The 23,056-nt window shown below is 56.8% G+C and carries 20 protein-coding genes, 2 pseudogenes and 1 riboswitch; of the genes and pseudogenes, 13 read left to right on the forward strand and 9 right to left on the reverse strand.

Annotated features, from left to right (window positions below; genetic code table 11):
- Positions 1-46: 46 nt before the first annotated feature.
- Positions 47-1,549, reverse strand: a complete 1,503-nt coding sequence (locus GRI58_RS12880) for a type IV secretory system conjugative DNA transfer family protein (RefSeq protein ID WP_160754002.1) — start codon at positions 1,547-1,549, stop codon at positions 47-49.
- A complete protein-coding gene (locus GRI58_RS12885; RefSeq protein WP_160754003.1) occupies positions 1,549-2,358 on the reverse strand; it encodes a hypothetical protein in 810 nt (269 codons plus the stop codon). Before GRI58_RS12885 ends, GRI58_RS12880 begins: the two co-directional genes overlap by 1 nt.
- A gap of 308 nt (positions 2,359-2,666) precedes the next feature.
- On the opposite strand from GRI58_RS12885, the gene GRI58_RS12890 reads away from it, so the two are divergent.
- Together GRI58_RS12890 and GRI58_RS12895 are read left to right on the forward strand one after the other, a co-directional pair.
- The gene (locus GRI58_RS12890; protein WP_160754004.1) at positions 2,667-3,026 is read left to right on the forward strand and encodes a plasmid mobilization protein; all 360 of its coding nucleotides are present in this window, start codon (positions 2,667-2,669) and stop codon (positions 3,024-3,026) included.
- Positions 3,023-4,387 (forward strand): relaxase/mobilization nuclease domain-containing protein, encoded by a 1,365-nt coding sequence (locus tag GRI58_RS12895; RefSeq protein ID WP_160754005.1) that lies wholly within the window; start codon positions 3,023-3,025, stop codon positions 4,385-4,387. The genes GRI58_RS12890 and GRI58_RS12895 overlap by 4 nt, the downstream gene beginning before the upstream one ends.
- A 5-nt stretch (positions 4,388-4,392) precedes the next feature.
- Here GRI58_RS12895 and GRI58_RS12900 read toward each other — a convergent pair whose 3' ends face one another.
- Complete coding sequence (locus tag GRI58_RS12900) at positions 4,393-5,145, reverse strand: hypothetical protein (RefSeq protein ID WP_160754006.1); 753 nt, start codon at positions 5,143-5,145, stop codon at positions 4,393-4,395.
- A gap of 35 nt (positions 5,146-5,180) precedes the next feature.
- On the opposite strand from GRI58_RS12900, the gene GRI58_RS12905 reads away from it, so the two are divergent.
- The 3 genes from GRI58_RS12905 (at position 5,181) to GRI58_RS12915 (ending at position 10,093) form a co-directional block, all read left to right on the forward strand.
- Positions 5,181-5,618 (forward strand): hypothetical protein, encoded by a 438-nt coding sequence (locus GRI58_RS12905; RefSeq protein ID WP_160754007.1) that lies wholly within the window; start codon positions 5,181-5,183, stop codon positions 5,616-5,618.
- Between the two features lie 242 nt (positions 5,619-5,860).
- Positions 5,861-7,348, forward strand: a complete 1,488-nt coding sequence (locus GRI58_RS12910; protein ID WP_160754008.1) for a Fic family protein — start codon at positions 5,861-5,863, stop codon at positions 7,346-7,348.
- 45 nt (positions 7,349-7,393) lie between these two features.
- On the forward strand, positions 7,394-10,093 hold the full coding sequence (locus GRI58_RS12915) for an AAA family ATPase (RefSeq protein WP_160754009.1): 2,700 nt from the start codon (positions 7,394-7,396) through the stop codon (positions 10,091-10,093).
- 921 nt (positions 10,094-11,014) lie between these two features.
- Here GRI58_RS12915 and GRI58_RS12920 read toward each other — a convergent pair.
- From GRI58_RS12920 to bufA2, 3 genes are all read right to left on the reverse strand, one after another.
- On the reverse strand, positions 11,015-11,782 hold the full coding sequence (locus tag GRI58_RS12920; RefSeq protein ID WP_160754010.1) for an HvfC/BufC N-terminal domain-containing protein: 768 nt from the start codon (positions 11,780-11,782) through the stop codon (positions 11,015-11,017).
- Positions 11,779-12,615, reverse strand: a complete 837-nt coding sequence (gene bufB / locus GRI58_RS12925; protein ID WP_160754011.1) for an MNIO family bufferin maturase — start codon at positions 12,613-12,615, stop codon at positions 11,779-11,781. The genes GRI58_RS12920 and bufB overlap by 4 nt, the downstream gene beginning before the upstream one ends.
- A gap of 72 nt (positions 12,616-12,687) precedes the next feature.
- Positions 12,688-12,972 carry a BufA2 family periplasmic bufferin-type metallophore gene (gene bufA2 / locus GRI58_RS12930; protein WP_160754012.1) on the reverse strand — a complete coding sequence of 95 codons (285 nt, stop codon included), beginning with the start codon at positions 12,970-12,972 and terminating at the stop codon, positions 12,688-12,690.
- Positions 12,973-13,131: 159 nt separating this feature from the next.
- On the opposite strand from bufA2, the gene GRI58_RS12935 reads away from it, so the two are divergent.
- The 5 genes and pseudogenes from GRI58_RS12935 to GRI58_RS12955 form a co-directional block, all read left to right on the forward strand.
- Positions 13,132-13,419, forward strand: a complete 288-nt coding sequence (locus tag GRI58_RS12935; RefSeq protein WP_337190981.1) for a BufA1 family periplasmic bufferin-type metallophore — start codon at positions 13,132-13,134, stop codon at positions 13,417-13,419.
- 4 nt (positions 13,420-13,423) lie between these two features.
- Positions 13,424-13,894 (forward strand): DoxX family membrane protein, encoded by a 471-nt coding sequence (locus GRI58_RS12940; RefSeq protein ID WP_160754014.1) that lies wholly within the window; start codon positions 13,424-13,426, stop codon positions 13,892-13,894.
- A complete protein-coding gene (locus tag GRI58_RS12945) occupies positions 13,891-14,421 on the forward strand; it encodes a sigma-70 family RNA polymerase sigma factor (protein WP_160754015.1) in 531 nt (176 codons plus the stop codon). Before GRI58_RS12940 ends, GRI58_RS12945 begins: the two co-directional genes overlap by 4 nt.
- A 2-nt stretch (positions 14,422-14,423) precedes the next feature.
- Positions 14,424-15,068 (forward strand): NrsF family protein, encoded by a 645-nt coding sequence (locus GRI58_RS12950; RefSeq protein ID WP_160754016.1) that lies wholly within the window; start codon positions 14,424-14,426, stop codon positions 15,066-15,068.
- 101 nt (positions 15,069-15,169) lie between these two features.
- Positions 15,170-15,706: pseudogene (locus GRI58_RS12955) on the forward strand (tyrosine-type recombinase/integrase); the annotation flags it as partial.
- A gap of 91 nt (positions 15,707-15,797) precedes the next feature.
- Here GRI58_RS12955 and GRI58_RS12960 read toward each other — a convergent pair.
- The 3 genes from GRI58_RS12960 to GRI58_RS12970 all read right to left on the reverse strand — a co-directional run bounded on the left by GRI58_RS12960 (position 15,798) and on the right by GRI58_RS12970 (position 18,770).
- Positions 15,798-16,376 (reverse strand): TMEM165/GDT1 family protein, encoded by a 579-nt coding sequence (locus GRI58_RS12960; protein ID WP_160754017.1) that lies wholly within the window; start codon positions 16,374-16,376, stop codon positions 15,798-15,800.
- Between the two features lie 10 nt (positions 16,377-16,386).
- Positions 16,387-16,564: riboswitch (yybP-ykoY riboswitch) on the reverse strand.
- A gap of 188 nt (positions 16,565-16,752) precedes the next feature.
- Positions 16,753-17,532, reverse strand: coding sequence for an alpha/beta fold hydrolase (locus GRI58_RS12965; RefSeq protein ID WP_160754018.1), 780 nt, complete (start codon positions 17,530-17,532; stop codon positions 16,753-16,755).
- Positions 17,533-17,858: 326 nt separating this feature from the next.
- Complete coding sequence (locus tag GRI58_RS12970) at positions 17,859-18,770, reverse strand: retropepsin-like aspartic protease (RefSeq protein WP_337190982.1); 912 nt, start codon at positions 18,768-18,770, stop codon at positions 17,859-17,861.
- Between the two features lie 681 nt (positions 18,771-19,451).
- Here GRI58_RS12970 and GRI58_RS12975 point away from each other — a divergent pair.
- From GRI58_RS12975 to GRI58_RS12985, 3 genes and pseudogenes are all read left to right on the forward strand, one after another.
- Positions 19,452-20,432, forward strand: a pseudogene (locus GRI58_RS12975) (aldo/keto reductase).
- 278 nt (positions 20,433-20,710) lie between these two features.
- A complete protein-coding gene (locus GRI58_RS12980; RefSeq protein WP_160754019.1) occupies positions 20,711-22,198 on the forward strand; it encodes a carboxylesterase/lipase family protein in 1,488 nt (495 codons plus the stop codon).
- 11 nt (positions 22,199-22,209) lie between these two features.
- Positions 22,210-22,983 carry an SDR family NAD(P)-dependent oxidoreductase gene (locus GRI58_RS12985; protein ID WP_160754020.1) on the forward strand — a complete coding sequence of 258 codons (774 nt, stop codon included), beginning with the start codon at positions 22,210-22,212 and terminating at the stop codon, positions 22,981-22,983.
- Positions 22,984-23,056: the final 73 nt, after the last annotated feature.

Here is a 23,056-nt window from a genome sequence, read left to right on the forward strand (position 1 = left end):
AAATTCGCCGCTCACGCGGCGGATTTGAGGATCAAGACTGGCCTCGCTAGTAGCCCTCGGATGCGACCACATTTTCGCGGGGTGAATTTCGAGACCTGAGAGCAGCGGCGATTTGCTCGCAAAAATGCCCCGCATCCTCGACAAAGTGGCGCTCAATGCCAATCGGCGGACCGTCAGCCGGTAGGCAAAGGCAGGTCTGCTTCCGGCGACCGAAGCTCTGCGCAATCTCGTGGGGTGCAAGCAGGGGCACTTTCTGAAAGTTCTCGCGCACCGCCGGAGCGCCGGATGCTGCCGCGCCCGCACCTTGTTTTACGGTTTCCCTGATGTAGCTGAACGTCTCGCCAAGGCGCTTCGAGATATATTCGAGCGTGGTTTGATCGGTATTCCCGAATGCCGTGAAGACACCGAGATTCCCGATGAACGTCTCCCAGCCGTCTTTGTAATGACGTTTGAGCTGGGTCAGGTCTTGAAGCACGATGAATAGCTTCACATCGAAGCCCGCCATATAAGCCGCGCCCTGTTCCATAGCGCGCATATGGCCGAGAGCCGCAAACTCTTCGAGCATGAAGAGGACCGGCAATTCAGGCCTCGACTGTTCGACTTCCAGCGCCGCCATCGTCATGTTGAGGATGAGCCGCATCCATTTTGCGTGCGTGGACATGCGCGACGCTGGAAGACAGAGATAGACCGTGACCGGCTTGCGCTTGAGATCGCGAAGCCGGAGCGAGCTTTGTTCGAGACTGTCGATCATCGGCGTTGAGGCCAGAAAGCCGAGCTGGTTGCGAGCTGTCGATAAGATCGAGTCACGTTCTTTCGTTGGCGTCGAGATCATGCCCCTCGCGCCCATAATGATGAGCTGCGCAACATCATCCGGGCAATCTTCGCTAGGCTCGAATGCCTCCATCTCTTTGAGATAAAGGCCGTCACCCATTGAAAGGACGATGTTCTCCAGTAGTTGGGCGAGGTTCGCAGTTTCGCGCTCCCCGCCAAAGATCATGTGGAGGATTACCGAGCGCACGTAATCCCGCGCGCCCATTGTCCAGTGCATCGAATTTTCGCCCTGATCGAGGATCAGGGCTTCGGCCATAAGCGATGCATCATCGATGAGGTTGTCGGGGTCAGTCTCGAATAGCTCTGCGAGCGGATCGAACTGCGCGCGCAATTCGGGCGGGCAATCTCGCGCACTCCGCCACGGATCGAGCACATAGACATCATGGCCAAGTACCTTTGATCGATGTTCCGCCGTAGCGCTCGCAAGCTCACCCTTCGGATCGATCACGAACGTACTGCCACGATAGAGCAGAAGATTCGGGATCAGGAGCGTAGAGGTCTTGCCCGCGCGCGCTCCGGCAACCGTCATCAGATGGCGGTCACTCTTCACCCCGATTGGCACATCATCGAGCCAACCGAGAAAGATTGCGCCTTCCTGATAGCACCAATAGGGGCTTTGTTTTGTGCGCTCGGGCGGCTGCCAATAGGCGCTCGGAACAGGGGTGGCCGCTTTGCTTTGCGAGCCATGCCCGCCGCGCGGGGGGAAGAAGCCTGACATCACATATAATCCGGCTGGCTGTCCTTAGGTTTCGCGGCAACGGGTAGGGCGTGAAGTGCGGCATCGATGCGGTTGGAAACCTGCGTCCGCCATTTGACGGCGAGATCGCGGTCCCAGGTCTGGAAAAGGCGAATGCGGTCACCGTCCTTCGTGAAGAGAAAAACGATCGATTGGCGCGTATTGCTGTCCCAAAAGCCGTGGCGGTCCCAGCGCAGTGAAGGATGTCTTTCCTTTAACCCGCGCGTCTCACCTAGTTTTGGCTCCACATATTCTTCGCGAGCAGTTTGTCCGTGGAACTGAGTGGTACTCTCTAACTCTATTGACTGAACGTCAGTGAGTAAGACTTTCGTGTCAAGAGTGCAGTTTGGCGCGAGTACGCCTGAGAGTGCATCCTGCCATGTCGTCTTGCCTTCGGAAAATACGAAGAGCGCGTCGGAATCGATATAGATCGCGACACTGCGGAGTTTATCGCCAGTACACTTGTAAACTTTGCCTAGGTCCCAGTACTTCCAGAAAACTTCCTCCCATGCACCGCGCACGGGTTCAATACTCTTCAATTTCGGGAGATCCGACAAGGTCGGATTAACTTCGTTCTGAGCGGCTGATGTGGGTTTCACCCTCAACGTTCCGCTGTCCGCCTTCCAGGCAGCGAAACCGGCAGCGGCCAGAGATAACAAGAGCCCGATCCCGCCGTATATTCCTAGTATCGCTGGCAGCAGTAGCTGCGCCAGAAAGAACACAACGACGAAAACGATAATTCTTTTCAGCATCCTGATGCCCCCATAGCTGACCGAAGCGATTATGCTCACGTCGGCCAAGATCGGCAAGTCAGCTTGCCCAAGCGTTCAATCGTGCACGTGGTGTCGTGAAGTCGCTGCCTTGCATGCGGACGAAAATCCGGTGGTTTCCGAAGATCATCTGTTTCGAAATTCACGGAAGAATCCTGGCGGATCGCCCGTGAATTGGGGCTTGTGGCACGGTCCTTTTCTTATTCTTCAAACTGATGCATAATTGAAAGGAAGGAACGGTTAGCCAGATATGTTTTTGTAGGTACAAAAACTCTGGCAAGGGGGGGCAATTATCTCCCCCTTTGAACCCCCGTAAAGGGCGCAGCCGCATGAGCAAAATCGGACGGCCTAAACAGGACGACGCCAACACCCGAAATAAGGTGTTGCGTGTCCGTTTGACCGAGGCCGAACGTATCGAGATGATCGAACGTTCGGCAAGTGCGGGCTATCCCACACTGTCCGATTTTGTCCGCGATTGCGCCCTTCGCCGTGCATTGCCAGCCAGAAGATTGGCTGGCCCTGAGGGCGTTTTTTCGCCGGCAGATCGCAAGGCTCTCGTGAACCTTGGAAACAATCTGAACCAGATTGCGCGGACGAAAAATTCTGGGCGGCCTAACGTCATGGAAGACGAGCTGACCAGGGCCATCGAAAAGCTCGACGAGCTGTTCGATCGCTACCTTCCGAAATGATTGTTTCGAAAGTCTCGCGCGGTTCATCCTTCAAGGGTCTTGCCGCCTACCTTGGCGGGCAAGACAAGGGTGAACATCGTGCGGTCTGGTCAGCCACCCAGAACATCGGCACCGAGAACATCTACATGGCCGCGCGCCTGATGGCAGCGACGGCTATGGATGCCGATGAGATCAAGCGCCAGAATGGATGGGACGGGCGGGGGCGACGAACAACCGAGAAGCCGGTCTACCATACCGTCATGTCGTGGCCCAAAGAAGAGTCGCCCGATTACGCCCATCAGGAACAGGCGGCGCGTGATCTTGTGAAAGCAGCCGGTTTTGAGAATGCGCAGGCGATTTTTGTCGGTCACGATGACAACGGAAAAACCCATGTTCACGTTGTCGTGAATGTCCTCGATCCCGAAACCGGAAAGCAGTTTTCGCTGTCGAACGACTACCGAAAAATGCAGGCCTGGGCGCTGGAGTATTGCAAAGAGCACGGCATCGATCCGACCGAGATCGCTCCAAACCGCCTCAAGAATGCCGAGGCGCGCGCCAAGGCCAAAGAGGAAGGACGTTCGGTCAAGCCCGAAGAACTGGAAGGCAACACCCGCCTGTCCCGTTCAGAGTGGAAAAAAATGCGCGCCGAGCTTTTGCGCCGACAGGGCAGCGAACGCGATGCGCTCAAAAAGAAACAGGCAGAAGATTGGGGCTTTGCAAAGGCCGAGCTCGCCGCCCGCCGCAAGGCCGACAAAAAAGTCTTCCTGACAGAGCATGCGCATCAGAAACAGATCGCACGGGAGCGGAACCGCCCCCTTTGGCGGGATCTGTTTGAGCGCCAGCGTCAGGAGGCCGCTGCCTGCCGGGCCGAAGTTGAGAAAGCCGTGAAGGATCACCGCAAGGCTCATTCATTCCTTGGCCGAGTACTTTCGATCCTGCCGTTCCGCCAATCGGCTGCCGAAGCGCAGGCCAATTTGACCATCAAGCGGATGGAACTTGGTCAGCTTCTCGCGGATCAGGAACTCGAAAAGCGCCGCCTTCGCCGACAGCTTGCCGAGCAGGTCTTTGATCGAACGATCGAGGCTTTGCCGGAACGCCGTCCACTCGACCTCTCCGGCATGAAAGAACGTCATGCCGAAGACTGGCACGCGCTAAGGGAACAGCAGCGTGAGGAACGCGAAGCTGCGGGCATCCGATCAGAACGGCTGGCGCGGGAGAAGGCCGAGCATGAGAAGGAGAAGGCCAGAAACCGCCGTGCATCGCTCAAGGAGCGGGAAGCCAAAATGCGGGAAGGCCTGAGTGAAGAAGCTCGGCGCGAGCTAGACGAGCAGCGCAAACAGCGTGAGCGTGAGAACGACCGCGACCGCGAGCGGGATCGATAATCCGCTTAGTCCTCAGACCTCGCTATCAGGTAGGCATCAAGATGCTCTCTCAGCTTGCGCTTTTCATCCGCGCAGAATGCGCGGAACGCCTGTGGATCAGGTTCCGCGCGGCTTCGGATCAGAACGGCGGCGTGAAAAATGTCGTATGCGAACCGTCGTGCATTGAGACCTTTGACGACCGCCTCGGCTTTCATTGCTTCCAACACGGCGCAGAGGTCGAGGTACTTAAGAGGCCTGCACGGGAAATAGCGAGTGCTTTCCGCCAGTTTCATCGCCGCCCCGTACTTAAACTGATCTCGTGTCTCGTCATCGTAGTTGATGAAATCGCGGATATAGTCGCGCCCCCCAGGTCGCCGATCCGGTTCATAGACGCCGAGTTGCTTCTCAAGCGCGATGTCGAGCTCATGGCTTTGCTCCGCGCAAAAATCGCGAAACTCGATATCATCGGCGCTATCATGCTTTCGGAAAGTCATCGCGATGTTCATGACATCCGCAGTGAACTGCTCTAGATCGAGATTGCGGCGGGCGGTTTCCTTCTGCATTTCACGAAGCACGATGAAGACATCGCCGAAATTGATCTCCTTGTCAGCAAAGTAGGTGGTTTCATCGGCGAGCATGAAGGTGTCGTCCATGCCGCGCTCGACGACCTTGCCATTCGGCAAGCTACCTAGAAATTCTGTCAGAGAACCGGTGTCACTGGTCGGGATTTGGCCTTCAGCGGATATCCCTATAACCTCGGCATAGGTCATGTTTTTCATCATTAATTGTATCACGGAATTGAAAGATTCGGCAAATGACTGAAGACGAGCGGAATGAGCGAATTGAGCGCGAAAAGGCGCTCATCCGTCAGCAGCAAGAGGCCCGCAAAAAGCAGGATCGACCGGCTCCAACGCTCAAGCCTTCATCCGAACGCGGCAAGCGGGAACGATTTATCGAGAAATCTGAAGCCGAGATCGTGAAGGAGGCGACGCAAAACGTTGCGCGCAAGGATGCTGAGGCTGCGAAGATAAAGGCCGAAGCCAAACGAGAAAGCCCTCTAGAGGCAGCAAGAGAGGCTGAGGTCTCTAAGGAATTTACAAAGCTGGCGCGTAAGGACCGTCCATCCTTCCAGCAGCGCTTGGCTCAACTCCGCGCCAAGCATCAAAGCGACGCAAAGCAGAAAGAGCGAGAGCAGGAACGGGACAGCAGGTTTGGCAGTCGCTATCTGCGCGACGAAGAGCGCGAACGCTGACCCTTAACCGCGCAGCACAATTCACTTGTGATGGCACAAGGTGATCGAGCGCGATGTTATACCGGAAATAAGCCTATCTCCCGTTTATTCGTATTTTTGATGCCTTAACTCCCGAAAATTCCGGCTTGCGGGCTTGAGGCGTCTGCTTATTTCTGGATCAAGCTGTCTTAAATCCCGAAAATTCGTAAAAATGCTTCCTTAAATCCCGAAAATTCGGTATGATGGAAAAAAGGAAGTGCTAAATGCCCGAATTTTCCGTCACAGCTATGCCAGAGGTGTTCGTCTCTCACACGGACATCTCCAAGTCCGTCTCCGATGCGACGGCGCGGGGAGAGCTGCGCAAACTGGGGTCGCGCCTCTATACACGCAACCTGACTGAAGACCCCGAACGGCTGGTGCGTCGGAATTGGTATTATCTCATCACTGACTACTATCCCGATGCCCTCATCGCGGATCGGACGGCCATTGAAAACAAACCCAGCGAGGACGGCTCGGTCTTTCTGATTTCCGACAAAAAGCGCGAGACGACTCTACCGGGCCTGGTGTTCCGACCGCGCAAAGGCCCGGATGCACTCGACACGGACAGACCCTTCGTAGGTGGCGCACGGCTGTCCTCAACAGCGCGCGCCTATCTTGAAAATATGACTCCGTCGCGCGCGCGCGGAGGCCGGGTGTCTCGCACCCTTTCTCGCGAGGAGATTGAAACTCTCCTTGATAGCATGATCGGCCGCCAAGGAGCGGAGGCCGTCAACCGGCTTCGCGACGAAGCGCGCAAAATCGCGCCTCAGCTCGGCCTTGATGATGAGTTCGAACAGCTGAACGGCCTAATCGGAACCTTGCTCGGCACCCGAGACGTAGAAACCAAAAGTGCCGCCGGAAAAGCGCGAGCAGCGGGCATGGCCTATGACCAAAACCGCCTTCGCCTGTTCGAGGCATTGTTCGCTGCACTGAGAGAAAGCTTGCCGGCGGTTCGCACCGCTCCTGAGAGAAGCGGTGAGGCCAACGCCAATCTCGCATTCTTCGAAGCCTATTTCTCAAACTTCATTGAAGGCACGGAGTTCAGCGTCGAAGAGGCCGCCGAGATCGTATTCGAAGGTGCGATCCCGCAGGAACGCCCCGAGGACGCCCATGACGTGCTCGGTACGTTCAGGATTGTCTCCGACGCCCAAGAGCTCCGCAAACTTCCTGCCGACTTCGACGAATTCATCGCGCTCCTTCGAACGCGGCATGCACGCGTCATGGAAGCGCGACCGGATAAGCGACCCGGCGAATTCAAGATGAAAGGTAATCAGGCGGGTAGTACGGTTTTCGTTGCCCCAGACTTGGTTAGAGGCACGCTCGCCCGAGGTTTTGAATTTTTGCAAGGGCTCGCTGAGCCATTTCAGCGCGCCGTCTATATGATGGTGCTGGTTAGCGAAGTGCATCCTTTCGCCGATGGTAACGGACGCACCGCCCGCATCATGATGAATGCCGAACTGGTCGCGGGCGGACAAGAGCGCATTATCATTCCGACAGCTTACCGGACGGATTATCTGAGCGCGCTAAAAGCTTTCTCGCAAAACGGCCATACCGATCCGCTGATCCGCATGCTCGATGTGGCGCAGCGCTACACGCATTCGATCGATTGGAGTACTCTCCAAAACGCACGGCAGATGCTGAGCGAGACGAATGCATTCGCCGAGGGTGAAGATGCGAAGATGAAATTTAATTGGTCTGTGGCAAACAGATAAGTGTGCAATAAAAGATAGATAATTGTTTGGGGGAGGAAGCAATCCGTGGCGTTTGAAGAGTTACTTGAATGGTCAGCTGGGCGATCCGAATGGCAGCAGGATGCATTACGACGTCTAGCGCTCGAAGGTGAAATGACTGCAAATAGTCTCGCGGAAATACGTCACCAGATCGAGCGAGCCTGCGGATTGCCGGTAGAGGGCAATATAGAAAGTAGACCGCTAGAGGCGGAACATCTGAACGACGGCGGGGACTCAAATCAGCCGCAAACTGTGCTTGCCTCGCTTGGCCCGGTACAAGATGTGGATCGCTTAGCCGAAGGGCAGCCGCCATTGAACTTTATCGTCAACGGCGTGACCTTGATCTACGGAGCTAACGCTTGCGGCAAGAGCGGATATTGCCGCATCGCCAAACAGCTTTGCCGATCACAAAGTCCGGGGGAGCTGCAAGGTAACGTCTATGCCGAATCAAATTCGCGCGTCCCCAGGGTTCATGTTGCTTACCGAGAAGGTGACTCAACGCAGGAAAAAACCGAAACCGTATGGGTGGATGGAGATGTGCCACCACCAGCGCTGTCCCGGCTTTCGGTCTTCGACACGGCTTCAGCTCGCGTCTACGTTGATAAAGAGCGCAAAATCGAATTTCTGCCATTTGAGCTCGATATCATGAACAAACTTGGCCTCGCTTGCCGAGCGCTGGACGCCGAGTTTCAGACAGAGGAAGCTGCGATTGACCGTATCTTGGCAGTTCCGCTTCCCTCGACATACTCAAACGGCACACCGGTGCACGAGACCATCGCAAAACTTGTGCCTGCCACATCTTTGGAACACTTGCCTGACGAGGATGCCCTTCGAGCACTGGGGACTTGGGGCGAGGCAGAAGAAGCGGCTCTCGCAAGTGTCACCGAACAACTGGAGAGCGATCCGCAAGCGCAGGCTCGCCTCCGTAAAGCAACAAAGCGCGCGCTTGAGACGGTAAGGCGTGACATCAGCAATGGCCTGGCGGCCGTAAGCGACGAAGCGATTTGTGAACTCATTCAGGCAGAAGTCACCGCCAATAATAAGAGCAAGGCCGCCGAAGTCGCTGCACAAGAGCTTTTTGCAAAACAACCGATTTCCGAGATCGGCTCAGAAACCTGGCGGCAGATGCTTTCCTATGCCCGTGAGTTTGCTGCTAGGGTTTATGAAGGGCGCGATCCGCCCGAACTTGCAACAGGCGAGCGATGCGTTTTGTGTCAGCAGGAACTTGCGGATGACGCCGCTGCTCGGCTCAAAGCATTCGATGACTTTATCGTCGGGCGTGCCGCTGAGGAGGCCGAAAGCGCACACAATGCTTTCGTGCAAAAGCAGAACGGTGTGCTTGATACGAACGTAATGGCCAAAGACGCGGTTGAAACCATGCTGTCCGGCTACGCAGCTCAAAGTGATGCAACAGCAGCGATTGCAGCTTTGATTGCGACTTTTGCCGATCAACTCGGAGAACGTCTGGGGGCGGTCAAAGCCGCGCTGCGCGCGGAAGATTGGGACGCGCTTGATAGACTTGCGCCATTAAACGTATCGCCCATCCCCAGCATTGACGCCGAGATCGAGCGACTGAACAGCGAAATCGAGGCGCTTGAGGGCACAGAGCGGGATGAGGAAGCATTGGCAAAGCTCAGAAAGCGGCTTGCCGAGTTGACCGACCAAAAGTTGCTGAACGCTGAGATCGATGTCGTGATTGAGCGCCGCGATCGTCTCGAAGAGCGTTGCCGGATCAAAAACTGCCGTAAGGAATGCGCATTTGGTGGCATCACGCGTCGCATCACAGCCCGCCGACGCGAAATTCTGACACCCTCTCTGCGTACCAAGCTAAAGGATGAATTGACGAAACTCAGGTTGACCCATTTGCCGATTGATCTTTCAGACCGCGGTGAGGGAGCTGAAAGCATCATCGAGGTCGCGCTTACTGCGCAGCAAAGGATAGCGAACAACAGCGACATTCTCAGTGAGGGCGAACAACGAGCGCTGGCTCTCGCGTGCTTTCTAGCTGAGGCCGACGATATAGGTGCTACCCACGGCATCATCGTCGATGACCCTGTTTCGTCTCTCGATCATACTCGAATGGAAGCAGTGGCGAAGCGGCTCGCGGAGGAAGCGGCGAAAGGCCGACAAATCATTATCTTCACGCATAATATCCTATTCCATTACATGATGGTTACCGAAGCCCGGCGCGCGCTCATTGCATGGCATACAGAATGGATGAGCAGTCTGGGCGATGACCAGTTCGGTATCATCGATGATGCAAGAAAGCCTTGGCAGATTAAGAAGGTGCCAGAGAGGCTAAGTGACCTTGCGGCTGATCTGTCAGAGCTCAAGAAGGCGGGTTACGATCCAAAAAATCAGGAGTTTCGATCCAGCCTCATTGGATTTTATACCAGAATGCGTGAGACATGGGAGCGGATCGTTGAAGAGGTCTTGCTTAACGGAGCCATTCAGCGTTTTCGTCCGGAGGTAATGACCATGAGGTTGGAGGACGCATGCTTGGATCCAACCACGGATTACCCGCAAATTTTTGAAGGAATGAGCCGCTGCTCCCTCTTTTCAGGTCATGATCGTGCGGTCGGTATGCCGGAGGAACTACCTGAACTCAGCGATATTGAGACTGACTACGATAATCTTAAGGCATTTAGCGATGCCGCGCGCCAGCGGCAAAAGGCCCTTCAAAAGGCCCCCAAGCACGAGGATGGTATGGTGCCTGTGTTCGCTTAAGTGTCTAAACTGAAACTGATTACCTGCTGTGCAAGGCTTAGTATTCACCTAGCCATTGTCTGATATTAGCTCCTGAGTAGGTATTTTAAGGTTGCTTGAAGCGGGGGCTGATGTGCTAATATTGCAGCATCGCCAGTGAATCGGCGGATTTGCTGGATTTCAGCGATCTCAGCCTCGCACAAAAACTCGCACAAAAATTATGGTAAAGTGTTTTAACTGAATAAAATCAGTTGTTTATTATTTGGCTTATCCGTCTCATAACCTGAAGGTCGTTGGTTCAAATCCAACCCCCGCAACCACCATCTCACTGAAATCACTAAATTAAATTGCCCCGCTGCTTACAGCGGGGCTTTTTGCGTTGGCAACTGTAAGCACATAGTAAGCAGATTTGAGGAAACCAAGTTGGTTGCGTCATCCACTGTGCGGCGTGCTGTAGGCTGTTGGGGTCAGCTGGACAGTTCACATTGCGGTAGCGGTGCCCGCCGCATGCTCGCTTTGCGGCCGATGTGTGTGCCCTCCGCTGGCGATGGTTTGTGAGCTTCTGCCTTGTTTGGTCGACGTGGCCATTTGTCCGGCCTGGTCCGGCAGATGCGCCTAACGCGTTCCGTGAACGCGTTCCCTATTCAATTTTGCCCACTCCAAGGGGGGCAAGCAAGGTGGTCTGATCTGGCGCCCGCTGTCATTACCGTCTGAAAGCGGCCATACCGGGCAATCCCTAACCGTCTCTTTTCAGGAGCTCCAAATACGATAGCTGTCGTTCTAGCGGGCAACGGGCCAGTCAGCTTCGCGCCCTATTACCGGCCGTTCAGCCTGCCCGCCGATCAGCTCGAAAGCCGTCGTTCGACCGGTCGCCGCTTGCCGAAACGTCCCGTTCAGTCGGACCGGCTTCAAGCGATATACGCCTTCACATTCATTAGGCAATCAATGTAAACCGACAATCAGCCCATCAGTCAGCCAATCAGCAAGAAGCCCCCCTGCCACGGCGGCCGCATTGCATGGCGCAATTTTCGTCAGGTGGAGACAGAGATCGCCGAAATTACAGCCTGCGCGAAGCAAACCGAGGCAATCCGCTTCGTGGTCAGCAGAGGTTCTGAAAACCGGCACCATCCCGTCGCGCCAGACAAGAATATGCCCTGGTTCGTCCAATAGGAATCCATCGGACAACGTCCGTTCTTCTGCCAGCGCGCGCCAGATCGCCGCGGCCGAGGTGCGGATCGAACGCACGGTCAGAGTCGGATGGAGCGTGAACCTCAGCCGTTCCCAGTTCTCATCGCCGAAGCTGGCGGTCGCAGAAGCGAAGGCATTGGCGTCCAGCGGTTGCGCATCCGGAGCGACGAATGCCAAATGCATATCCCATTCCAGAGCCGCCAGCTCCGGCACTTCGGGATCACGCGCAAACAGGACCTCGAGAGATTCAGGAAAGCCCGCGCCTGCCCGATCGAGCGACCAGTGAGATGGTGGATTGTTGATTAAGTGGTGGGCTGCAGCCTTGTCGAAGCTCTCATCACCTACCCATTGCCGAGTGTGGGGAAATGTCTCGGCAAGAGCGTCGATGAGCCGCGAGCGGTAGCCTTTGCGATAGATCGCCAGACCGGTGCGCATTCGGTCGTTTACCCACGCCAAGGGGAGAGGCGCATCATCCTCCAGCACGTGGTCGATGAATAGGTGCTGGCAGGTCAGCAGGTTCATGCGACCGGCTTTCCGACATCGGCTGCGATCTTACGGGCGATATCGAGTTCCGCCAGCAGCTCCGCCAAAGCTGGTATATTATCGTCGCGCTCGATCATCGTGGCGACGGGTCCGAAGCGCCGCACGGCGCTAGCATAGAGCGACCAAACCGCATCGCAGACCTCCCGGTCATGGGTATCGATCAGAATATCGCCCGGTGTGTGGCCGGCGAGATGAATCTGGCACATGCTCTGGACGGGGATGCCGGACAGAAAATCATCCACATCAAAACCGTTATTGCAGGCGCTGACATAGATATTGTTCACGTCAAGCAGCAGGCCGCATCCGGTGCGTCGGCTCATTTCGGCGAGAAATTCCCACTCGGTAAGCGCGCTTTCCGGAAAGCTGACATAACTCGAAGGATTTTCGAACAGCATCTCGCGGCCCAGCGCTTTTTGCGCCCGATCAATATTGCGACAGACGACTGCCAGCGCTTCCTCGGTAAAGGGCAACGGCAGAAGGTCGTGGGTGTTGTGCCCGTCCAATCCCGTCCAGCACAGATGGTCCGAGACAAACAGCGGTTCGATCCTTCGGACAAGGCGTTTCAAACGCGAAAGATGGTCTGGATTGAGCCCGGGAACGGAACCTATCGACATCGAGACGCCATGCAGCGCCACCGGCCAGCGCTCGCGGACTTTTTCGAGCGTGACGAGCGGCTGTCCGCCATCTATCATGAAATTTTCCGAGATGACTTCGACAAAGTCGACCGCGACATCGACTTCCAAGAATTCGCGATAGTGTGGTCGGCGTAGACCGAGGCCAAAGCCGGTGAAGTTCGCAAGCGTCTGTTTCACTCTGGACGTTCCCGGAATGATTACAAGGGGAAGACCCGGCCGCGAAGTGGGCGGCCGGGCCAAGAACGGTGATCAGCTCAAATCGCCGATGACGCCGCCCTTCACGAGACAGCTGCTTGCGGCAAGCGCCTTGAAGCCATGGCCTTTGCACGAATTCTGACCCTTGCAGGCGTTGAGTGAAGTCTTGCAATCGGCCTGACCCTTGCAGCTGTTGATGCCATAGCAATGGACTACGTCGTCCTTTCCAATCGCTTTTCCGGTGCTCCCCGCTGGCGGTGACGTGGCGCCTGCCATTGTGCCCAGTGCGAACAGCGCTGCGCTCGCTGCCAGTCCGGTGGCCATGAAATTCGCTCGCATCGATCAGTCTCCTTGAAATCGCCGCGCTCTGGGGCGGCAATCACTCATTCGCAGGAGATGTCCACACGGTTACAAGTACGACTAAATTCTGTGAGCATGTAACGATGCGGGCACCACAGCCGAATGGAGCGATATCGCAATCGAAAAGGAGATCGCTTCGTGACCAAGTCTACAGTCCTTGCTCCGACAGCTGCGTTGATCGCAGCTGCCGCCGCCGTCATCGCAGTTTCGTCTTCGGCTTATGCACAGCAACCGCCGAAGATGGAAAAATGCTATGGCGTCGCGAAGGCAGGCAAGAACGACTGCGCGGCCGGACCGGGCACCAGTTGCGCAGGCACTTCGGTTCGCGACTATCAGGGCAATTCTTGGAAGTTCGTGCCCGCCGGCACCTGCACGAAGATCGTGACGCCCAAGGGGAACGGTTCGTTGACCCCGGTGAAGCGCTGAAGCGATGATGCCCATTCTCGATCGCTGGAATCGGATCACGATGCTTCTCGGTTCGCGGTGGCCGGCAAGCCTCGCCCTTCTGATGGTTCGTCTGGCGCTGGCGGGCGTATTTTGGCGCTCGGGCCGGACCAAAGTGGTCGAGGGGACGTGGCTGCAGTTGAGTGATGCCACACGATATTTGTTCGCAACCGAATACACAGGTGTACCGCTGCCCCCCGATCTTGCCGCGCATCTTTCGCTATGGGGAGAGACCTTCCTGCCGATACTAGTCGTCATGGGGCTTGCGACCCGGCTTTCTGCGCTCGGGCTCTTTACCATGACGATGGCTATTCAGACCTTCGTCTATCCCGACGCATGGTGGCCGGTGCATTCGCTGTGGGTGGCGCTGGCGCTGGTCCTGATCAGCCGAGGTGGCGGAACGCTTTCGCTCGATGCGGCCATAGCGCGAAACTATGGTAGGGGGGTTCCCGGATGAAGCCCGACGAGGAAACGATGTCGCGCATGGCTCGCGCGTCACAGGAAGGCGACCGAGACGCATACCGTGTGTTGCTGTCGACAGCAGCGACATGGCTTTCTCGCTATTACGCCGGTAGGATCGCCTCAGGACAGCTCGACGATCTGGTTCAGGAAACCTTGTTGGCGGTGCACCAGAAGCTTTTCACCTATGATTGCTCTCGGCCATTCCTGCCGTGGCTCGCGGCGATCGCGCGCTATCGCTGGATCGATGCCTTGCGCCAGACCTATCGTTCCAAGGAAACAACGATCGAAGGTCACGAGTTCGCCCAGGAAGCGGATCAGGAAGTTGCGGCGGCACGCATCAGCCTGAGGAGCTTGTTCGCAATGCTGCCGAAAGACCAGTCGCAAGCAATCGAAATGGTCAAGATCGAGGGGCTGACGATCCGGGAAGCTTCGACCAGATGCGGCCGGAGCGAAGCCTGGGTGAAAGTGAACATACATCGCGGCCTGAAGCGTCTTCAGGCTCGGGTCGAGAAGGCAAACTGAATATGGACAAGAGCACCGATCGTCTGATCGACAAACTTGCAGGCGATCTGCAGCCGACATCGCGGCTTCGCCAGGTGCGTGGCCGGGCGCTTGTGGCGACCGCGATGGCCGGAACGATCCTGCTGGCGTTCATCCTGCTTGGTCGTCACGCCGGCACTGCCATAGATCTTGCGTCGGCGATGTTCGTTCTGACCAATGGATTGCTGCTGGTACTTGCCCTAGTCAGCAGTCTCACGGTGGTGAGCATGGCTCAACCGCGTGTCGGGAGCACACAGGATGCTCCCAAGTGGGCCTTGGCAAGTGTCATGCTGCTCCCGCTGGCAGCCATTGGCGCTGCGACAGCAGGTCGAGCGGGCGCGGGCTTCATCTTCGCTCAAAGACAGGATTTCACCTGCTTTGTCGTGGGCAGCCTATTCGCGTTTATCACCGCTGGCGTGCTGCTCTACTGGTTGCGTAAGGGCGCCCCCGTATTGCCGGAGAAAGCCGGATTGTTCCTCGGTTTGGGTGCAGGCGCCATGGGTTCGTTCGCCAATGGCTTGTTCTGTCCGGACCATTCCATTTGGCATCTGGGCATCTGGCATGTTCTGCCCGTCGTTCTGTGGGGCTTGATAGGAAGAATTGCGCTACCGCCGCTTGTCCGTTGGTAAAATGAATTTGCGCGACGAGAAAATTCGATGATTTGTAAGGCCTGCCGATTCGGCAGCTGGCTGCGTTTGCAACATTCACACTTGCACGCATCGCCATTCCTGTATGGGCGATCCGCTTTAACCTCGATCGCGAAGGCTAATTGATGGATAAGGCGCTCTTCGATCTCGCCATCGACAGCAAGTGACGTGGTTGCGATTTGGTGAAGATCAAGAATGGCGACGTGGTTGCTGGCCCTTACATTCGTAAACGTGCGACCGTCATTCAGCAGAAGACCAGTCGACCGGTGCAGTTCGAACTCACCGCCTATGTGCGAGCGACCGTGCTCGAATGGCTTGAAGGACGAGGCGGCTCAACAATCGACTAACTCTTCCCAAGCAGGGTCGATCATGCCGAACACATGGGCACGCGGCCGTATGCCCGTCGCGTCGACGATTGGGTGAGTGCGATTGGACATCGGAAGTCCGAATTCGGCACGCACTCGCTTCGGCGGACAAAAGCCGCGATACCCTATCGGGCCACCGGCAACATTCGTGCGATCCAGATTTTTCTGGGTCATCCCAAGATCGAAAACACAGTCCGCTATCTCGGGGTCGATGTTGAAGACGCTTTGCTCTTGGCAGAGTGTACCGAAATCTGATTCATCGAGAGGTCGGTCGTCGATTCTCGGTCGACCGCATTCGAGCATCTGCCTCACGCAATCGGGCGCACAACATTAGCGCGGGAAGCGGTCATAGGAATTTTAAACCTGCTGCCTCTCCAAGAACCCAAGCGCCGACCACGAAAAATAGTGTAGCGGCTATGATCCTAACCAGCTTGAGCGAGACCCGTTCAACAATTGAGTTGCCCAGATAAACCGCCGGGACATTCGCCAGCATCATTCCAAGCGTCGTACCGATCGTAACCGTCAGCACGTTTTGGAACTGCGCGCCCAGTGCTATCGTCGCGATCTGGGTTTTGTCACCGATCTCGACAAGAAAGAATGCAAAGGTTGTCGTAAGGAAAGCACCATACCGCGATGGCTTGTGCTCATCATACTCATCGAGCTTGTCGGGCACCAAGGTCCACAGCGCCATGGCAATGAAGCTGACACCAACCGCATACCGGAACCACTGACCGGATAGAATGCCGGCGATCGATTGGCCCAGAAAGGCGGCAATTCCGTGATTGGCAAGCGTCGCGAGCAATATACCAAGGATGATCGGCAGCGGTTTCCGAAATCGAGTGGCAAGCACGATAGCCAAAAGCATCGTCTTGTCGCCAATTTCGGCGAGCGACACCACCAAGGTGGATGTGAGAACGGCTTCCATGAAAATCTCCGGGCCGGGCGTCTAGACTGCAACGACACCATGCCTTCCGCCCGGCCGGACGAAAGCAGGTGTCATTGGTCTTGCCCGAACGTTCGACCGTTCCGCCTGCACCATGACCTCTCGGCCAAGTATGTTGATGCAGGGAACCGCATGGGAATGCTGTGGGCTACTCCCCAGATGATGCGTGCTCGCTAGCAGCCCAAAGACGCAATCGCAATGTCGGCAACGTTGTCGTTTGCGGAACGTCTGCTTTCCTGCCCCGCACCTCCATCAGCAGACAGGCCGCAAACGGCCCAACAAAGGACTTTGCAATGGGGCCAGCCCCTGCATAGGCCCTCATTTTGCTAATTACCCAGTGGCAATTTTATTTCGATTCCTAGATGCTCGTTGCATCCAGTATCACGCGAACAGTCTCCTCTGGCCGATCCCACATCGGGAAGTGTCCGCTACGCTCGAACCAGTGCAGCGTCGCTCCAGGGAAAGCCTTGATCGCGCGATCCGCCTGCTGCGGTAGACACAGCCGATCCTTTCGTCCCCAGCCGATGACAACAGGCGCAGCCGTTTTCGCAGGACCCTCCTGCATCGCGCCGTTGGCGAGATCCTTCACAAGCGAATTGACGGTGCGCGTGTCAGCCAACGACTTCAATTCGCGCGCGACGAATGCCCCGTCGAGCGCCCACGGCGTTGCAGAGAGCTGGGCCAAAAGCGCGGTCCGGCCTGCGACATTTCCGGTGATGGCAGAAAGCGCCGGTCGCAGTGCGCGAACCAGAGCAACCGATGGCATTAAGGTGGCTTTGAAGAAGGTGCGCTCCCACCCTTGCCAGAAGCCGCCCGGATCCAGTGCGACAACCGCGCCCGCTTGGCCGCGCCGCGCCATCTCGAGCACCAGGCGAGCTCCCAGCGAGCTGCCAACCATATCAATACCTGTGAAATTCTCCGCGCCGAGCCATTCGTCGAGACTGCGCGCAAGTCCGTCAAACGTGCCGCTGTCGGCCTCTTCGGGTGTTTGCCCATGGCCGGGCAGGTCTATGGCAATTACCTCCCTGACTTGAGAAAGCGCAGGCGAGATCGTGTCCCACGAGCCGCAGGTCGCCCCCAGTCCGTGGACAAGGAGGAGGGGTTTTCCGCGCCCCGTGCGCGTGTAGTGTATGGTCATGTAACGGCAACGTCTCGCACCGACTTATGGGCCCGTAGATGTCCATATTGCCGAATCTGAGGCCAAGAGCGGACGGTCCGCTTCCGGCCCAAATCCCATCGTCGCGAGCAAGCCGAACGAATAGCGGCTTTTTGGGAAGCCAATAAAAAGGCAGGAACGGCAGTAATTGTCGGCGGTAGTGGCCTGCTCATATCGCGTCCGCAAACCTCCACTTTCCCCGGTTTGCATGCGAACGAATGTCGTTCGAAAAACCGCGCGATTGTGGGAAGACTACCACGCACTGAATGAAAGGACTGAGAGGCCGATGCGTCTCTAATCCTTTTGTTTTAAGCCGGTGGGCACAGCGCAATACGCGAACTGCGCTGATCGATAAGGAGTGTGTAGTTCTGCAGTGCGCGCGCACCGACCAGTAATTCTGGAAAACGACTCGAGACACGCACGTCAGCGCCAGAAAATCTTGCCAGACCGATTTGAATGGGTGCCTTCAGTTTTGCGTCATTGGTCTTGATTGTCGTGTTGGTGAGTTGGCCAAGGTTTGCTTTTCCGACGTGTCCGTCTGCAACTGTTGCAAAGAGTGATTGAGGCAGGACGAACGAGATATTGGCACCTGTGTCGAGGTTGCCACGTGTTTCTACCGAGCCAATCGTAACCTTCACTCGAAACGGTCGATCATAGGGCAAGCTGTCTCTGTCGGTGACAGCAAGACCTTCGCTCCGTGTGAAGATCAGCCGACGTTCTGGATAGTCTATTATGAGCAGGCCATCGGCAAAGAATTTGCGTCCCAGGATCCCGGCAAATGGAGCCGAGGATGACATGTGCTTGCTGTAATCTCGGGCCATAACGCTCACGTCATGCACGGCATGTTGGCCAAGACGCAGCGTTTCTATTCGGACGACCTTGGCCCTCGACGTGGACACTCCGTCGGACGAACTTCTTTCTCCAGAAAATTTCAGATGCAGCTTGCTGACCAGTTTGATGTCGGCACGACCAAACCCGCTTGCGCCCGTATCGACAGCAAATGTGAACGGACCTTGGCCGTTCACGCTGGCTTGCACATATACTCTGCCATCAATGACGCGAATTGGAATGTTCGTTTGCGCAGTTGCCTTGGCTGAATTGACCAATTCGCATGCGGAGTTCTCGTGGCCGCCAGAGGCTCTCGTTGGTGTCGCTCCGGCAGCGTTGGCTGCAAGGGGTGAGATGGCGACAACGCTTGCAAGCATGATTGCGAAATTCACTTAGACTCTCCGGTCAATGTGTATTATCATAATAACACACCAACTAATGACTCTGTCAACCGATCGTGGGGACATTGCAGAAGCGCACCGATTGCGAAGATTCGCGTTCCAGAGTTCAGATTCACGGCAAATGTGGTGCCGGAACATGAAAGCGAGCCTGTTGGATCAGAATTCAAAGCCTCGATTGATTGAGTGCGCGCCGACAATGATCGACCGCCCTCAGCAGCTCGGGTGGTTCAAGCGGGCAGTCCGCGTTCGGCCCAACCGCAGTTGCCAGGGAGTCTCTGAGCGCCTGGCAGCTATTAGCGAGCTAATCCGAAGCCAGGAATGACGGCTATGTCGGCGGCGGCTTACCGAGCCCTTGTCTCGTCCGAATGTCAGCTTCCCCAACTTCAGCGCCAGAACTGGACAGTCAGCTACCGGCACAGGAGACGCTATAATCCCCGGGTTGAATGAGTGGCCGGTTTCGGCGTCCAAGTTGGGGCCCGTGAACGTCAGCAATGTTGGCGACTGAGGGCCCGCCGATTGTTCCGCCCGAATGTCGGCTTTCCTATGTCTGTTGTCCGGAACCGGACAGGCAGCAAGCCCAATTTCGGTAATAGCACCCAAAGTCTACCATTTGCTGCTATCAGGACGGGGCACTTCCCGAGCGAAAGCCTGATATTAGGATAGAGAACGACGATGAACCTTACGAAGCTCGGCCGGACTGGCCTTGATATTTCGCGGCTTTGCCTGGGTTGCATGACGTTTGGCATTCCAAATCGGGGAACTCACGAATGGTCTCTCGATGAGGAAGCGAGCCGGCCCATCTTGCGTAAGGCGGTTGAGGCGGGAATCAATTTCTTCGATACTGCCAATGTCTATTCTGACGGTACCTCAGAGGAAATCATTGGCCGTGCCCTGAAGGACCTCGCCCCGCGCGAGGAACTGGTGATTGCAACCAAGGTCCACGGGCGGATGCATTCGGGTCCCAATGGAGCCGGCCTCAGCCGCAAGGCAATCATGCAGGAAATCGACGCTAGCCTTAAGCGGCTCCGCACCGACTACGTCGACCTCTATCAGATCCACAGGTTCGATTACGGCACGCCGATGGAGGAAACGCTTGAGGCGCTGCACGATGTCGTGAAGACCGGTAAGGCGCGCTACATCAGCGCGTCGTCGATGTATGCATGGCAATTCGCCAAGATGCTTCATGTTGCCCAAGCCAATGGCTGGACGCGCTTCGTGTCAATGCAGAACTATCTCAACCTTATGTACCGCGAGGAATAGCGCGAAATGCTACCTCTCTGCGCAGAGGAAGGTATTGGCGTTTTTCCGTGGAGCCCACTCGCGCGCGGCCGCCTCACCCGCGATTGGCAGGATGAGACGAAGCGCTCACAGACCGATCAGTTCGGTAAGTACCTTTTCGGCGGCACCGAAGAGGCTGACCGCAAAGTGGTCGAAGCGGTCGCTAAGATCGCCGATGAGCGGGGAGTTTCGCGCGTTCAAATCGCCCTTGCTTGGGTACTCGCCAAGCCCGAGGTATCTGGACCGATCATCGGTGCTTCGAAGGAAACCCATCTCGATGATGCCATTGCGGCACTCAAGATCGAGCTTACGGAAGACGAGATCAACCGGCTGGAGGAGCCGTACGTCCCTCACGACGTGGTGGGCTTCAGATAGTACTCGTTCGTGAAGCCACCGCAATGGCGGCGAGGTCATGCCAATCCAATCGAGCGGCATCAATGTCGAATAGTGGCCAATCGGCCGTAAGCGTAAAGGCCGCTATCACATATCGAGACCGGCACCGAGCATGCAGCTCTCTGATCAGGATCTGACAGCTTGCCGATGCGATGCTATCGACCTTTAGAAGATGAGTGCGCCCCAATCTGCAAACCACGAGCGCGCCGGAGCATATAGATTTCTCACCTATTTGGTATCGACGAAATATAGTGCGTCACATGAACCCTTCTGTCGTAGTGACTCTTGAAACCGGGAACGTGTCTGGAATCGTTGACGGCACTACGGTTCGGTTTTCCGACATTCCATATGCCGCGCCCCCTGTCGGCGATTTGCGATTTGCTTCGCCGCAAGCGCCCGAACCATGGTCTGGTATCCATCAGCCGACGCATCCAGGTGCAAATGCGCCGCAACGCCTTGCCGAAGTCCCAGGACTCGCGATCGAACCGTTAATTGGCGCCGGCTGGATATCCGGGGACGACTATCTCACACTCAATGTTTGGTCGCCCATTGGCGAAATTCAGAAGCTGCCGGTGATGGTTTGGATACACGGGGGGGGCTTCGTGGCCGGCAGCAAGGATGCCCCCGTCAGCGACGGGCGAACCTTCGCGCGCGACGGCATAATCTGCGTGGCGATTAATTATCGTATGGGGATCGACGGATTCCTGCCAATCCCTGGTATTCCAACTAATCTCGGGTTGCGCGACATGCTGGCGGCCCTTCGCTGGGTGCAGGACAATATAGCAGCCTTTGGTGGTGACGCAGACAACGTCACTGTTTTCGGCGAGTCCGCTGGTGCCATGGCGATCGCCGACCTGCTGACGTCTCCGCTCGCCAAAGGATTGTTCCGCCGCGCGATCGTCCAAAGCGGCCATGGCGCGATGGTTCGCGACATTCCGGTTGCACTGCGGCTGGTCCGCAAGCTCGCGCAACTGCTCAAGATTGCACCCGATCGCGACGGATTTGGCCAAGTCGATCCGGATAGGGGGATCGATGCGATCCTCAAGCTGGCAAGGCCAGGCAAAGTCGATCTGCGCGACGCGGATGGGTTCGAGCCTGTGTTCGGGATCAGCCGGTTCATCCCGGTCTGGGGCGACGATCTCCTGCCGCAAAAGCCGATCGAAGCGCTTCGACAGGGCGCTGGTGCAGAGATCGACCTGCTGATCGGCACTAACGCCGAGGAAATGAACCTCTATTTTGTACCCACTGGCGTTAAAGCAAAGATTTGGCGACTGCTGGCGCGCTGGTTCGTGGGCAAGTCGATGCCCCGAGCGGGCGGCCTGCTCAGGGCTTACGGCATGGGACAGAAGGGCAAGCGGCCCGGCGACGCAATGACCGAGGCGCTGTCCGATTGCGTTTTTCGCTGGCCCGCGCGGCAGTTTGCTGAGGCTCATCAGGGCCGTACCCATGTTTACGAATTTGACTGGCGTTCGCCCGCTTTCGCTGGAGAGCTGGGCGCCTGCCACGCAATGGACGTGCCCTTCGTGTTCGACACGCTCGCTACGGCAACCGGAGCCAACGGGTTGGCTGGGGAGGATCCGCCGCAAGCGCTCGCCAATCACATGCATGGCCTTTGGGTACAGTTTGCCAAGGACGGTTCGCTGCCCTGGCCCAAGTTCGATGGCGAGACGCGCCAAGTCTATAAGATCGCTCGTCGGGAGACGGTGTCCGAACCAGTCATGCCCTGCGCTCAGTTCCTGCCAGCCTGAGGACCATTGCCATGTATCTCGAACGATTGCGCCTTGATGGCCGAACTGCCTTCATCACAGGCGGCGCACAGGGCATTGGCTATTGCTGCGTCGAGGCGCTGAGCGAAGCCGGTGCAACGGTGACAATTGGCGATCGCGACGAAGGCGCTATTGATGCAGCGATCGCGAGCCTCTCTGCCAAGGGATATCGCGTCGAAGGTGAGTTGCTCGACGTGACCGACGCAACGCTGGTCACCAAACTTGCCGACAGTCTCGTGAGCAAGCTCGGCAAAATTGACATCTTGATCAACAATGCCGGAATTGCCCGCAGTGAAACCGCAGCGGAAGAGGTAACCGACGAGCACTGGCTAAACGTGCTCGACGTCAATCTCAACGGCAGTTTCTGGTGTGCCCGTGCATTCGGGCGGCACATGCTTGCGGCTGGCTCTGGCGCGATCGTCAATGTCGGTTCGATGTCCGGGTTCATCGTTAATCGGCCGCAACCGCAAAGCTATTACAACGCCTCGAAGGCCGCTGTGCACCAGCTGACGAGGAGTCTTGCCGCGGAATGGGCCGGACGCGGGGTGCGGGTCAACGCCGTCGCCCCGACCTATATCGCAACTCCGCTCAATGCGTTCGCTGACAAGCAAGGCGAGATGTACCGCCGCTGGATCGACGGTACTCCGCAACGGCGTCTCGGCGAGCCCGAAGAAGTCGCCTCAGTGGTGCATTTCCTCGCCAGCGACGCCGCCAGCCTGATGACCGGCAGCATTGTCCTCGCCGATGGCGGGTACACTTGCTGGTGATCAATCCAGAGCTGCGAGGATTGCGGACGCCGTAGCCTTGGCGCCAGCGATGGCCGCGGCGAGCACGCGCCAT

The organism is Qipengyuania algicida, assembly GCF_009828025.1.
Classification (GTDB): domain Bacteria; phylum Pseudomonadota; class Alphaproteobacteria; order Sphingomonadales; family Sphingomonadaceae; genus Qipengyuania; species Qipengyuania algicida.

Excerpts from the sequence above, each read along its gene's own strand:
- GRI58_RS12890 (WP_160754004.1), top strand. The coding sequence starts at position 2,667 with ATGAGCAAAATCGGACGGCCTAAACAGGACGACGCCAACACCCGAAAT.
- GRI58_RS12900 (WP_160754006.1), bottom strand. The coding sequence starts at position 5,145 with ATGAAAAACATGACCTATGCCGAGGTTATAGGGATATCCGCTGAAGGC.
- GRI58_RS12985 (WP_160754020.1), top strand. The coding sequence starts at position 22,210 with ATGTATCTCGAACGATTGCGCCTTGATGGCCGAACTGCCTTCATCACA.
- GRI58_RS12910 (WP_160754008.1), top strand. The coding sequence starts at position 5,861 with ATGCCCGAATTTTCCGTCACAGCTATGCCAGAGGTGTTCGTCTCTCAC.
- GRI58_RS12945 (WP_160754015.1), top strand. The coding sequence starts at position 13,891 with ATGAAGCCCGACGAGGAAACGATGTCGCGCATGGCTCGCGCGTCACAG.
- GRI58_RS12940 (WP_160754014.1), top strand. The coding sequence starts at position 13,424 with ATGATGCCCATTCTCGATCGCTGGAATCGGATCACGATGCTTCTCGGT.
- GRI58_RS12880 (WP_160754002.1), bottom strand. The coding sequence starts at position 1,549 with ATGTCAGGCTTCTTCCCCCCGCGCGGCGGGCATGGCTCGCAAAGCAAA.
- GRI58_RS12950 (WP_160754016.1), top strand. The coding sequence starts at position 14,424 with ATGGACAAGAGCACCGATCGTCTGATCGACAAACTTGCAGGCGATCTG.
- GRI58_RS12960 (WP_160754017.1), bottom strand. The coding sequence starts at position 16,376 with ATGGAAGCCGTTCTCACATCCACCTTGGTGGTGTCGCTCGCCGAAATT.
- bufA2 (WP_160754012.1), bottom strand. The coding sequence starts at position 12,972 with ATGCGAGCGAATTTCATGGCCACCGGACTGGCAGCGAGCGCAGCGCTG.
- GRI58_RS12905 (WP_160754007.1), top strand. The coding sequence starts at position 5,181 with ATGACTGAAGACGAGCGGAATGAGCGAATTGAGCGCGAAAAGGCGCTC.
- GRI58_RS12965 (WP_160754018.1), bottom strand. The coding sequence starts at position 17,532 with ATGACCATACACTACACGCGCACGGGGCGCGGAAAACCCCTCCTCCTT.
- GRI58_RS12920 (WP_160754010.1), bottom strand. The coding sequence starts at position 11,782 with ATGAACCTGCTGACCTGCCAGCACCTATTCATCGACCACGTGCTGGAG.
- GRI58_RS12980 (WP_160754019.1), top strand. The coding sequence starts at position 20,711 with ATGAACCCTTCTGTCGTAGTGACTCTTGAAACCGGGAACGTGTCTGGA.
- GRI58_RS12895 (WP_160754005.1), top strand. The coding sequence starts at position 3,023 with ATGATTGTTTCGAAAGTCTCGCGCGGTTCATCCTTCAAGGGTCTTGCC.